At 67.4% G+C, this 12,317-nt stretch carries 9 protein-coding genes and 3 pseudogenes; 4 read left to right on the forward strand and 8 right to left on the reverse strand.

Features of this window, described 5'->3' with window-relative positions; genetic code table 11:
- Positions 1-28 precede the first annotated feature (28 nt).
- Complete coding sequence (locus ACWDEX_RS32910; protein WP_450468130.1) at positions 29-820, forward strand: DUF5677 domain-containing protein; 792 nt, start codon at positions 29-31, stop codon at positions 818-820.
- 618 nt (positions 821-1,438) lie between these two features.
- Here the strand turns inward: ACWDEX_RS32910 and ACWDEX_RS32915 are convergent.
- A complete protein-coding gene (locus tag ACWDEX_RS32915) occupies positions 1,439-1,852 on the reverse strand; it encodes a hypothetical protein (protein ID WP_450468131.1) in 414 nt (137 codons plus the stop codon).
- Between the two features lie 796 nt (positions 1,853-2,648).
- On the opposite strand from ACWDEX_RS32915, the gene ACWDEX_RS32920 reads away from it, so the two are divergent.
- On the forward strand, positions 2,649-2,843 hold the full coding sequence (locus ACWDEX_RS32920) for a hypothetical protein (RefSeq protein ID WP_450468153.1): 195 nt from the start codon (positions 2,649-2,651) through the stop codon (positions 2,841-2,843).
- 425 nt (positions 2,844-3,268) lie between these two features.
- Here the strand turns inward: ACWDEX_RS32920 and ACWDEX_RS32925 are convergent.
- From ACWDEX_RS32925 to ACWDEX_RS32940, 4 genes and pseudogenes are all read right to left on the reverse strand, one after another.
- Positions 3,269-4,041 (reverse strand): annotated as a pseudogene (locus ACWDEX_RS32925) (IS256 family transposase); the annotation flags it as partial.
- A 189-nt stretch (positions 4,042-4,230) separates the two neighbouring features.
- A complete protein-coding gene (locus ACWDEX_RS32930) occupies positions 4,231-4,464 on the reverse strand; it encodes a hypothetical protein (protein WP_450468151.1) in 234 nt (77 codons plus the stop codon).
- Positions 4,465-4,697: 233 nt separating this feature from the next.
- A complete protein-coding gene (locus ACWDEX_RS32935; RefSeq protein WP_450468132.1) occupies positions 4,698-6,851 on the reverse strand; it encodes a hypothetical protein in 2,154 nt (717 codons plus the stop codon).
- The gene (locus tag ACWDEX_RS32940; protein ID WP_450468133.1) at positions 6,848-7,246 is read right to left on the reverse strand and encodes a hypothetical protein; all 399 of its coding nucleotides are present in this window, start codon (positions 7,244-7,246) and stop codon (positions 6,848-6,850) included. The genes ACWDEX_RS32935 and ACWDEX_RS32940 overlap by 4 nt, the downstream gene beginning before the upstream one ends.
- Positions 7,247-8,052: 806 nt before the next feature.
- Between ACWDEX_RS32940 and ACWDEX_RS32945 the strand changes: the two genes are divergently transcribed.
- Entirely contained in the window at positions 8,053-8,271 is a 219-nt protein-coding gene (locus ACWDEX_RS32945; protein ID WP_450468134.1) for a hypothetical protein, read from the forward strand.
- Between the two features lie 52 nt (positions 8,272-8,323).
- Here the strand turns inward: ACWDEX_RS32945 and ACWDEX_RS32950 are convergent, their stop codons facing one another.
- From ACWDEX_RS32950 to istA, 3 genes and pseudogenes are all read right to left on the reverse strand, one after another.
- Positions 8,324-8,554 carry a hypothetical protein gene (locus tag ACWDEX_RS32950; RefSeq protein ID WP_450468135.1) on the reverse strand — a complete coding sequence of 77 codons (231 nt, stop codon included), beginning with the start codon at positions 8,552-8,554 and terminating at the stop codon, positions 8,324-8,326.
- A gap of 111 nt (positions 8,555-8,665) precedes the next feature.
- Positions 8,666-9,025, reverse strand: coding sequence for a hypothetical protein (locus tag ACWDEX_RS32955; RefSeq protein ID WP_450468136.1), 360 nt, complete (start codon positions 9,023-9,025; stop codon positions 8,666-8,668).
- Positions 9,026-10,282 (reverse strand): annotated as a pseudogene (gene istA / locus ACWDEX_RS32960) (IS21 family transposase).
- A 155-nt stretch (positions 10,283-10,437) separates the two neighbouring features.
- On the opposite strand from istA, the pseudogene ACWDEX_RS32965 reads away from it, so the two are divergent.
- Positions 10,438-12,052, forward strand: a pseudogene (locus tag ACWDEX_RS32965) (ISL3 family transposase).
- Positions 12,053-12,317 lie beyond the last annotated feature (265 nt).

Below are 12,317 nucleotides of genomic sequence, written 5' to 3' on the forward strand. Positions count from 1 at the left end.
TACGTGGTTCGTCGGTAGGTTTCGCTTCATGGTCTACAAGTTCGGGCCCAACGAACAGTGCCTTCGACGCTGCCAGGCCGTAGTGCCGGTGATTCTGCGAGCGGCGGAGCAGGTGACTAGCCAGGGTGTGCGAGTGCCGTTCGAGAATCGGAATGTTGTCCGGCCGCTCATGGGCTGGTGGCAGTTCACCAACCGGACGGCGCAGGCTCTGATATCCCTGTACGACCAGGGTTACACCGTGGAGGCGGCGCCTTTGATGCGGAACCTCCTGGGGCACTCCTACGCGATGAACTGGCTGGCCGACAGCGGTGAGCCAGCTGTTGTAGCGCTCACCGATTACTGGAATGAGCACCGGCGAAAGCTCGCCAGGAACGTCAACGAGACCTGGAACCTGCCTGAGCCAGCCTCTACGCCTTCAGCGGACCCGCTCGTGTTCGCCAACCCTGAGAGTGAGCAGATCCATAAGAAGCTGGTCGGGGAGCTGAAGAACTTCGACACCATGGTCAAGGCGTATGGAACGGCCGACGCCTACCCCGTCTACCGGCATCAGTCGGCCTACTCGCACACCACGGGTGCGACTGCCGACGCATTCCTGATCGTGGACGACGGCAAGCTGAAGTTCACCACGGAACCCAAGGGCGGTGAGGCGGACATCACCGCCGAGCGGCTGTGGATTCCCGTGGCTCTGCTCCAGGCGGCAGCAGCAATCAGCCCGCTGCTGGTGGGCAATCCCATGAAGCCGGCCATCGAGAAGGCGATGAGCGACCTTGGCCTGCCGCCCACATTGCTGAACCTTCAGCACACCAGGCCGCTGATGTAACGCACGAGCTCTGTGCCGTGGTGGCAGCTACCAGTGGCGCGGGTGACCCGGGCCTCCGCCAGGATGATGCCGGTCGCCGGGTCGCGGTGCACGGGGACATACAGGCCCCGGTCGGCGTCACCCGGCCGTGAGCCAGTCTCCGGCCCACGGGGTATCGGTGGTCTCCAGCACGCGACCGGCGAGCGGGCCGCCCAGGAGTCGGACGATCACAGCGGTACCTCCGTCCGGCGGGACTCTCCCGCCTCACCCCTTGGTGGCGCTCTGCACGGGAAGGACAGTACTGGGGTGCCGGCGACTTCCGTCCCCGCCGCCGGGCTGACAGCGGCGAGGCGCGGCGGCCCCGGCCGACGCGCAACCGGCTGAGCGCGCCCTGGTCCCCGGCCTCCCGCCCGTCTCTTCCTCCTTCACTCCAGCCAGAGGACATGGGCGAAAACGGCCGCTTGTTACGGAAGGTAGAACAGCCGGGCCCAGGTGGCTACGTCGCCTGCGATCCGGCGGCTTCTGTCCGCAACACACGTGGGGTTGTCACGGCGCAGCGCCGAGAACCGCGGGCCGCCGAGAGATGGCAAAGCGGCCAAGTGCTGACGGACCTCGCGGAACGTGGCTGAGTTTCAGTGATCAGGCGGCCCAGCTTCCGTTGGACTCGGCAGACGACCTGAATTTGAAGAAGAAGCGGACGCCCGTCTTCACGTCGGTAGCGATCGTATTCCACTGGCCCCCGGTGGCGAGCGTGTAGTCCGCCTGGCAGTACGGCGAACCCGTGCTCGGGACGAAGCAGACGGAGATGTAACGGTTGGTGTTGGGCTTGATGTTGATGTCGGTGCAGTTGCTCGTGGTCGTGAGATAGTCGTCAATACGCCAAGGGTAGGCCCCGACGCTGTCGGGCTTTGAGTAGGACTTGGTGCTGCCATAACACGACGCGACAACTCCTTGGTTGAGCTCGTTGGCCTGCGCCGCCGGTGCGACGACCATGGCGCTGCTTGCGAACGCAGCCGATAGCAGGACAGCAGCGACACGCTTGCGAGTTCTCACAGGTGGTTCCCTCTCTGTCGGCTTGGGACCGGTTGATCCCGTAGATGGCTCACAGTTTGTAGGGCCCGGTAGTGGGGCCCGTCCGAACAGGTAGTGGGGTGGAATGCCGAGGATGCGTAGGTCCCCGGAGGCAACGCGGAGCCCCCGTTGTGTGACGGTGAATCAGGTCAGTAGGCGACGTACCCCTCGCTGACGCCCCAGAACTCAAGGTAGAACTTCGTGCGGCTGAGGACATTCGTAGCCGCTACGCCCCAGGTGCGCTGCCGTAGTAGGTCGCAGCGCTGGCTGGCGTGCTAGTGGCGGCGGTGAACCCAGCAGCCGCCAGAACAGCGGCACTTACGACTGCCATGGCGCGTGAACGAATTCGCACGTTGTTCCCACCCTCTTTGTGTGTGGACCCATGGCCCCCTCGGCTCGGTCGACGACCAAACCGTGGGCCAACAGTCTGCGCTGATCACACGTGCCACCGCGACGTTCCGTGCCACGATTCGAGCAGGTTCGAAGGCACGGCCGTGGGGCCAGTAGGACCAGACAGCGGGAGGGCCGTGAAACTTCAGCGCGGACCTGCTGGAGCGACTGCTGGCGGACCCAGAGCCCACGATCGCCGTGGACGCTGCAGCCAACCCCGTACTGCCAAGGGCACGGAACGACCGCATCATCACCGAGGCCGGCCTCTGACGGCCGCCCGGGGTGGGCTTTGGACACGAGTACAACCATGGTCAGTTTCTGCTCACCGAGGGCAGGAGGGTGGTGGCTAGTGCTGTGACCGGCAACGTTCACCGGGTTGGCGGTGATAGTGCCTGAAGCGATTGGAGGTGGGGACATCCGAGGTGCGGGGAGGCGTGGTGACGGAGCCGGTCACACCTACCTGCGCTGGCGCAACGCCAACGCCCGCCACCCCGACGTCCTGGCAGCCCAACGCAAGGAGCGCGCCCGCATCCGCAGCGAGAAGAGACTGCGCTGGGGAGGCCGGCCCGCCCTCGCCGCGTGATCATGTAACCGGCGCCTCACCCATCAGCGCACTAGAAGGAGAGCACCATGCTCTCCCCGGCGGCGATCACCTCGCCCGAAAAGCTGCTGCAGGCATCGGCGGTCGAACGTTGAAGGGCGCGAACCGGACACTGGGGACGCAAAAAGGCCAGCCCGAGCACGAGTGTCGACCGCGCCATCCGCTCGCCTCACCGGATGAACGACTACGTACTCCCCCACAGTCGCACCACTGATGGCCTAAGTAGACCTATAGGACGTGTCATCAAGCTATCCCACGCGATGCCACTGCACGCCACAGCTGAATCTCAGCCCATGCCGGCGCCTGTGCATGGATCCCGCCAGGTCACAGGACCAGAAGACGAAACCTGACAGTGACTCAGTGATGACACGTAACTACTGGCATCCAAACGGCACTTCACACGGGTGCCGGGCAGCGGGGAAGACCTCAGCCAGCGCCTTCCACAGTCCCATCGCGCCGTCCCCGACGACCAACTCAGGGTCGCGCATGCCGCGTCGGCGGCAGTCCCGCAGCAGGTCAGCCCACGACTCGGTGCTCTCCCGCAGCCCCTCCGCCAGCGCGATCAGCTCCTTGGTGCCGTCCAGCCGCACCCCGAGCAGCACCAAGGCGCAGCTGTGGGCCTGACCGAGCCGAATCTTCGGGTGCACCCCGTCGGCCCACACGTAGACGAAATCCCGGTCGGACAGGTCCCGCTCCTGGAAAGCCGCCTGGTCGTCGCTCCACTGCTTCGTCAGCCGGTCACCGTCGCCGGCGACAGGCCGGCCGCGGAGCCGAGGAACTGCTCCAGCGCGGGTACGAAGTCCCCCGAGGACAGTCCGTGCAGGTACGGCAGCGGCAGTACCTCGGAGACCGTCGGGGACTTGCGGCACCACGGGGCCAGGATCTTCGAGGAGAACCGCTTTCGTTCGCCGGTAGCCTCGTCCACTCGACGGTCGTTCACCCGGGGTGCGGTGACCTCCACGGGACCTGCCGCGGTGGTCACGGTGCGGGGCCGGTGGTGGCCGTTGCGGACCACCAGGCGCCGCCCGGCTCCATCGGTCTCGGCCGCCAACTCGGCTATGTACTGGTTGACTTCGGCCTCCAGCGCGGCGGCGAGCATCCGCCAGGCACCCTCGCCGACGATCTCGTCAATCAGGGAGTCGTGTGGTGCCGTTTCGACTTCGTTGACTACCGTGAGCACGGGCGTGCCTTCCCGACCGACGCGCCAACGTCGGCCTACTCGATGACCATCACAGGATCATTCGGGAAGGCACGCCCTTCGCACGCCAACCCCGAGACCGATCCACAGGTCTTGAGCATTGCTCCGTCCGACGCCGGCCGTGGACGTGAAAGCGCTACGGAAACTCGGCACCCAGTGGGCGTGACGCCGTCAGGATCCAATTGGCGAGCCGAACCGCTCGAGATCACTCGTACGAGCCGGCGGCCGGGGCGGACGACTGGACAAAGTGGCCAGCGCGACGCCGGTGTCCACCTCGTCCTGTGTGAAGCCGGTGATGCCGAGCAGCAGGCCGTTCAGCGGCCCGCCGACCAGTTCGGCGTAGCGGCGGTCGGGCCGCGGGCCTGGCTGGTCGTGGTCGGCGCCGTAGACCCGGCGGCGCAGCAGCTGCTCGTCATCACTTCAACGGTTATGACTCTTCTTCCTTGTCTTCGCTTAGATGGTTCATGGCGAATGAGATCTCTTCGGGATGAGTAGCTGTACGGGTTAGTGCCCAGGCTGTGCGTGCGTCCATGCCGGGTCCGTATGCGGCTGCCAGACGTCGGGCACGCCATGTGGTCAGCGGTGCCAGCAGCCATCGGTTCAGCGGGAATTTGACGCGCTGGTGTCCTATGGAGGCTTCATGACAGGGGTTCACCTGTGCCTCCGGCAGCGCTGGTGTCCGGGAGGGAGCCGACTCCTTCTCTGAGCGGGCAGTGGGGTTCGGAACACTGGGCGTGGTTGCAGGCTCGCAGGTTGGCCAGGGCGAGGCGCGCTTCGATCAGGGCGTGGTCGTCTTGGTCAGGGCTTCCGTACAGGAAGCGGGACATGGCGTCGAGGGGTGTGTGGGCGTTGCGTACGTCGGTGAGGATGCCGAAGGTGGCGGTGCGGTCCAGTCGGCCCTCGTGAGCGGCTCGGGCCCAGCCGAGGAGGACCTGGTGTGCGTCGTCGCGTACGTCTGGCTGTCGCAGTGTCTGCATCCAGCCGTTGATCAGGAAGTCACGGACGGCTGGGGCAGCCTGTGCTGCGCTCACCAGGGTGTCCAGGACGTTGTATGTGGGATCGGTGAGCGCTAGGAAGGCCCGAGGGCCGGCGAGGTGGGTCTGGTACTTCTCGAACCAGGTCTCGACCGTCTCGACGACTCGTTGGAACCCATCGGTGCTCGCGGCGGCGTGGGCCGTCAGGGCGGTCGCTGCGATGCGAGTTGCTTCGTCGTCGACGGCCAGGATGTGGCGTAGCCGGACGAGAGCCATGTGCGGCCATCGCATGCCGTACCGGCCGCTGCATGCCCAGGCGACAACCTTTCGCCGATGCGCGTCAGGCTTTTTCGCCCAGTCCAGCAGTTGTTTGTGGGCATCCCGCGCGAGTTCTTCCGTCTCCGCGGCTTGGGTGATCAGTGCGGTGACGATACGGAGGTATTGCTCGTCGGGGGAGGTGGTGGCCCAGGTGTCGAGGAGCGTGAAGAAGGGAGATTCGGCCTCTCTGATGGACAGCTCCAGCAGACGGGATCCGATCTGCTCCGTCCATGCTCTGGCGACGCCGTCGGGGGCGGTGATGCGGGTGAGCCACTTCGTGGTTGCGTCTCGTTCGTCGGCCCAGTGGTGCCAGTCCATGCGGATGGCGGAGCGGGCGAGGCCCGGGCGGCTGTGGAATGCGGCTGTGTCGCTGGAAGTGATGTCGACACCGACGTCTCTCAGCCGACGTCGAGGGCTGCGGCCTTCCCGGTACCGGCGCGCGACTGTCTCATCGCGGCCGCCGAACTCGGTGGCTGCCTTGATGCATCGTTCGATAGGGGCGCCCTCGAGGTAGGCGGCGGCGAGCAGCATCACTCGGTCCTGGCCGCGGGTGCCGGTGCCGGTGAGCGTCTGCTCCAGGAAGTTGGTCCATAACAGGACCTCTTCCCGGATGCGGCGAAGCTCGCTGACTCCCTGTTCGTGCTCCGGTGAAGAGGGTGTGTCACTGCGTTCGACCGCTTTGGCCAGCCGTTCAGGATCGATGCCGCGCAGGCGTTTGGCGATTGCGACAGCATCATCCGGGCTGACACTGCGGGTGATGAGGTCAGACAGGACGCCGGCGGTCCGGTCGGTGGCTGCTTGGCGAAGCAGGCCGCGTGTCATAGTGCGCTGGGCGTCTTGCTGCAGCCATCCGGCCTGCGCGTGGCTGCCCCAGTGCGCAAGGTGGTTCCGGGCGACCTGGATGGCGTCGGGGCGTACCGCCTCAATCTCGTAGCGGCTGTCGCCCCGCCAATTCCGCTGGTTGCGGGTGATGACCAGGCAACTGCCCGCGTCGTGGAGTTCTTCCGCCCAAGTAATGAGGGCGCGGGCGGCATTCTCGGAAAAGAAGCGCGAGGGCGCGTCGATCAGGTAGCCGTGCCCGGTGATGGGCTCGGGTAGGACTTCCCGTTCCGGTGCTTCGTCCTCGTCCCAGTCGGCTGCCAGGTAGAAAAGCTGCGGGGGTCCTGCGGGAGTGGAGAGGTGGGTGTGCAGGGCGCGGACTGCCGAGATGCGACGTCCCGTGCCGCGTTCCCCCATGATGACTGCGAGGCCATGTGCAGCGAGCAGGTTCGCTGCCCGTTGCGGGGTGGGAGTGTGCGCCCAGACAGGCTCCAGGGCGGCCTCCTGGTCACCGCGCGGAATGGGGGTGACCGGTAGTTTGGGTAGCCGAGTGATGTTGATGTTGCCGAGGTTGGAGCCGCCGACCTGGACAGTAGGACCGGTGTTGCCGACGGCGGACTGCCCAACAGGCGGCGGGTTGGTGGGTGGCTGGGGCAGGTCACGCCCGTCGAGCGTGGTCACCTTCGCTCCGTGTTCAGGCTTCCGGAGTTGTCCCTGCCGATCTGAATGACCGAGCCGGTGTTGTTCTCTGCGGTCTGGTTCACCCCGCTCTGCGGCTCTTCCGGCTTGCGGCGCGCCATTGCCGTCAGTTCCTCGGCTGCTTCGGGGAAGTCCTCCACCAGGGTCAGCAGCCGTCGGTTCCACCTCTCCCGCAGGGCAGCTTGATCCAGTGTGGCTGCCTGCGCCTGGTCGGCATCGAGCCGGGCGAGCTGGCGTTCTTCCTCCTCCTGGCCACCGCGCCGGAAGAACCGAGCTGCCAGCGAGCGCATCGACGCCCAGCTCTCCTTGGTCATCTCCGCGACCAGTGCAGCGGCGGCTGCCCCCGCCAATCCCACGAGCTGTGCTTGCTCCAGCACGGCCCTCGCCCCCATCCAAGATCCGCTAAGTGACTAAACGATCACCTGCTGCAATCAGGAAGGGTCTCAGAGATGCCGATATAGAGAGACAGAGTCCGTGAGAATGACTGAAACCAGCCGTCCGACAGCATCACGCTACTGACGCCACCAAGTCAGGACGAAGGCCGTTCACCGGCGCGTGAGTGCAGAGCGGCGTGGCCCGTCCGGCCGTCGTCGACCTGGTCGACGTTCTCGTCCGGCCGCGCACCAGTTGGCGCATCATGCGCGCCTCGCTTCCGAGGCCCGGGTGTCGGCACCCGTACGCGATCCGGACTGGGTCGCCAACCGCACCGGGGAGAGCATGAGTAGACGGAAGGTCACCGACTCCCCTACTGGCACTCGACCCGCTAGACCCATTTCGACAGTGCAAGGCCCGGACCACGCGTCCGGGCCTTCGTCGTGCCCCGGGATCTTTCTTCCCGGCCGCTGCTGTCTGGGTCCCGGCTTCCAGCCCTACGGGGTGAAAGAGCCGTGCCCGGCAGGACGAGACGCAAGCACCTGAGCCCTGTCACTGTCCCACCCGCATTGTCGAACTCACGCCGGAGGCAGTACCGATGACCGCCCGCCAGACACCCGGGGCAACACCCGCGCCGATCGCCGCTACGCTGAACACGCCCACCCAGGGCCGGGCCGAGACCCCACAGGGACGCTCTTCTGCAGAGAGCCGCAGCAGGACCGCCGACCGCGAGGCGCGCACCACCCCCACGCGGACGACACCACCACAGGTGTCCGCTGTCCTCGATCCCTCTGCTCAAGGGAGCAGCATCATGACCCGGGACAACGTTCCCGCGCCCGTCCAGCCGCCTGACCCCGCGCCCGTCCCGCAGCAGCCCGCCGTGGGTGCCGGCTTGACCGCCGCGATAGGCCAGGGCGCCGTTCAAGGCGCCGCCCGCTCCATCACCGACCGGCTGGTGGACAAGCTCCTCACCAACCCGCCCGACTGGCTCAGAGCCCTGTGGCACGCGCTGCCGAAGCCCTGGGAGTAGCCGCCACGGCCGGGCAGGACCGTCCTGCCCGGCCGTGGTCTCCGCCCGGATGTCAGTCGCGGAAGCGGGAGAGCCAGGTGCCGCCGGCCTTCTGCTCGGACACGGCCTGGTCGTGCTCCTGGTGCTCGGGCCCGGCCTGCGCAGCTTGCCGTTCGGCGGTGATGGCGCGCTGCTTGCAGCCGTCGCACAGGTGCGGGTGGGTCTCGCGCGGGGTGCCCCACCCGGCGGGCTCGATGGCCTTCCACCGTTCGTCGGTGAACCGGGTGCCGCAGTCGGCGCACACCGGACGGCGGGCCTCTCGCTCGGCCTTGTGCTGTGCGGCGATGCGGCGCAGTTCCTCCTGGTGCTCCCGTTGGCGGGCGGCGTACTCGGCCTGTTGCGGGCGTCGTGGGCTTCACGGCGCGGATTGCCGATCGCCTCGAGGAGGGTCTGGTTCTGTGGCCGGCCGAAGCGCCGGAAGATCGCCCCGGCCGGGCCGTGCTCCTTGAGCGCGTACTCGTGCCTCACCGCCGTGCGATTCGCGGGCGGCGACCTCGCGCTGGAGACAGGCGACGAGGTATTCCGGGTGGGTCCAGGACTCCCGGCGGGCCCGCTCGGCGAGGCGGTCGGCGGCGTCCAGCAGGGCCGGGGCCTTCAGGACCCGGGCGAGGAAGGCGAGGTCGGAGGTGGTCTGCTGGCTGGTGCGTCGCCCAGCGGGCTTGTCGACGGGCTGGGCCAGGACGGACTCGTCGTCGACGGTGGGGGTGCGGGCCATTTAGCTCGCCTCCTTGTCGCCGCCGCCGTCGATGACGGTGAACAGCCGGTCATAGGTGCCCAGCTCCCGCTGTTCGACCTCGACCAGCGGGCCGCTGGAGCCGACGGCCTGAATCTGACCCGTCGGATGACGACGCCGTGCCTGATGGCGCATCATCGCTCCGGCCTCAGCGTGCTCGGGATCGGTGATGGTCTGGTGGCGGGCCCAGCAGCGGACGTGCTGGGCGACGATCTCGCCGCCGGTGGTCAGGACGATGACCTGGTCGTTGTCGGTCAGCACGGTGACGTAGTGGCCGATGGCGGCGGGGTCGACGGAGTAGTCGCAGGTGTCGACGCGGACGTAGTGGTCCCGGCCCAGCCGGGTGGAAAACCGCCACCAGGTCGGCGGGTCGACCGCCGGCAGGGTGAGCATCCCGGCCCGGTCCGCCTCCCAGCGGTCGACCGGGCGGGCGCCCAGGGTCCGGTGAACACGCCGGTTGGCGACCTTCAGCCAGGCATCGAGGTGGGTGCTGAAGTCATCCGGGCCGCTGAAGTGCCGACCGGGCAGGAAGGAGGTCTCCAGATAGCCGTTTGGCCCGTTCCACCAGCCCCTTCGCTTCCGGATCCCGCGGCCGGCAATGGTAGATCTTGGTGGCGAGCAGGCCCGCGAACGCGGCGAACTCGCTGGTGACCCGTCCGCGGCCGACGCCGGCCTCGTTGTCCCAGACCAGCGTCTTGGGGACGGCGCCCCACTGCGACAGCAGCCGCCAGTGACCGTCGATCAGGTCGCCGGTCCGCCTGGAGGGCAGCATCCTCGCGGCGATCACCCGCGAATACCCCGACACCATCACCAGCACCGGCGGCCGGCCGGTCTGCCCATAGCCCAGCGGGATCTGAACGTCCGGGAACCACAGGTCGCACTGGGCAGCTCACCGGGCCGATAGGTCGTCCGGGACACCGGATCGACCGGGAGATATGCGGGCCGAAGGTCACGGATGCGGTCCTTGAGGATCGTCATGCCCCGGTCCCAGCCGATCCGCTCGGCGATCACCGTCGCGGGCATCGTCGGTGTCTCCCGCAGCAGTTCCCGGATCTGCACCTCTACCGCGTCCACCACCGACCCCTTCGCCGGCCGCTCGTACTTCGGCGGCCGGTCGTTGGCCAAGGCCCGCTTGACCGTGTTCTTCGAGATGCCCAGCTGTCGAGCAATCGCCCGGATCGGCATCTGCTCTGCCCGGTGCAGTCGACGGATTTCTGCCCAGTCCTCCACGAGGATCACCCTTCCTCCTGACCTTGATCGCCAGGGCCAGAGTCAGACGAAGATCACCAAGTGGGTCGCTTTTGATACGCCGTCAGAGGGTCAGGGTTCGGGTTCTGGATCACTTTCCGTGCCGGAGCCACGGAGGGTCACCACAACCGCGATCATGAACGGCCGTGGCTGATGTACTCCTCCAGGACCTGTGGTTCCACCAGGTCGAAGGCGTTGTGGTCGAAAGTGTCATACCCGACGGCGAGTTGGTGGTCGTGCGGGCCCGGACCGCTGCGGAACGGGCTGCGTGTCCGGCGTGTGGGACGGCGTCGGTCCGGGTGCACAGCCGGTACGTACGCCGGCTTGCCGACAGCGTGGTCGGCGGCTGTCCGGCGCTGATCGAGTTACAGGTCCGGCGGTTCCGCTGCTCTCAACGGGACTGCTTGCAGGCGATGTTCGCCGAGCAGGTCGACGGACTGACGTTCCGGCACGGCAGACGCAGTGCCGGGTTGCAGACGGTGCTGGAACGGGTGGCGGTGATGCTGGCCGGCCGGGCCGGTTCCCGCTTGGCCCACGCGCTGGCGGCCAAGGTGAGCCGCTCGACCCTGTTACGGCTGATCCGCCGTCTGCAGGACCCTGAGACCTCGACACCGAGGGTGCTCGGGGTCGACGACTTGGCGCTGCGGAAGGGACACAACTACGGCACCATCCTGCTCGACATCGAGACACACCAACCCGTCGATCTGCTGCCGGACCGCACCACTGCGACTGTGGCCCGGTGGCTCGCCGAGCATCCCGGCGTCGAGGTGATCTGCAGGGACCGTTCCACCGCTTACGCCGAGGCCGGACGCCTCGGTGCCCCGGACGCGCTGCATGTTGCAGATCGGTGGCACATCTGGTCGAACCTCGCCGAGGCCGTCGAGAAGACCGTCGTCCAGCACCGTGCCCTGCTCCGCGAGCCCCAGGACACCGCCACTGCCGCGGCTGCCGAGGCCCTGGAAGGGCTGGACCTCGACTTGGCTCCCACAGGGCCACGGACCACCGGCCGCCTGTCCGACCGGGTTCGCGAACAGCACGAGGCCGTTCACACTCTGCTCGAACAAGGCATTGCGATGCGAGAAATCGGCCGCCGACTGGGACTGGCCCGCAACACCGTTCGCCGCTACGCACACGCGGCGAGTGCGGACGAGCTCCTGGTCGGGCGGTGGACAGGCCGCACCAGCATCCTCGACCCCTACAAGCCCTATCTGCACCAGCGGTGGGCCGAGGGCTGCACCGTCGCCCGCCGCCTGTTCGAGGAAGTACGCGAGCGCGGCTACCCCGGCGGCGAGAGCGTCGTGAAGGTCTACCTGGCCAAGCTCCGCGCGGACTTTCCGCCCGCCCCGCCCCGCAAGGCTCCGTCCGTGCGGGACGTGACCAGTTGGCTCACCCGCCATCCCGACCGCCTCACCAACGACCAGGCCCAACAGCTCAAAGCGATTCTGGCCCGCTGCCCCGCCCTCGACCGAACCGCTCACCACGTCCGCGTTCGCCAAGTTGATGAACGACCGCCAGGGCAAACACCTCGACCAGTGGATCAGCCAGGTCCAGGCCGACGACCTGCCCGCCCTACACACCTTCGTCACCGGCCTGGGCCAGGCCCTCGACGCCGTCGTCGCCGGCCTCAGCCTCCGCTACAGCTCCGGGGCCGTCGAGGGCCAGAACAACAAGATCAAGATGCTGAAACGGCAGATGTTCGGCCGTGCCAACTTCGACCTCCTCCGCAAACGGGTCCTCCTCACCGCACGAGGCCGTTCATGATCGCGGTTGTGGTGACCCTCCGTGGCTCTGGCACGGAAAGTGATCCAGAACCAGGGTTCGGCCGTCGTCGAGAGGCCTGGAACGGACATCATGATGGCAACTGCCGCATCTCCCCCCACGGAGGCCGACCCCTCGGTTCTGACCTGCCGCAGCGACGAGGTCGGCCTGTGCGCGAAGTGCCAGCGGAAGACCCACCGGTACGGCCGCGGCGGCAACCCCTTGTGCTCACACTGCCTGACAGAGGCCTCAGCAAAGTGGGCCCCGA

The organism is Streptomyces sp. NPDC001020, assembly GCF_053599115.1.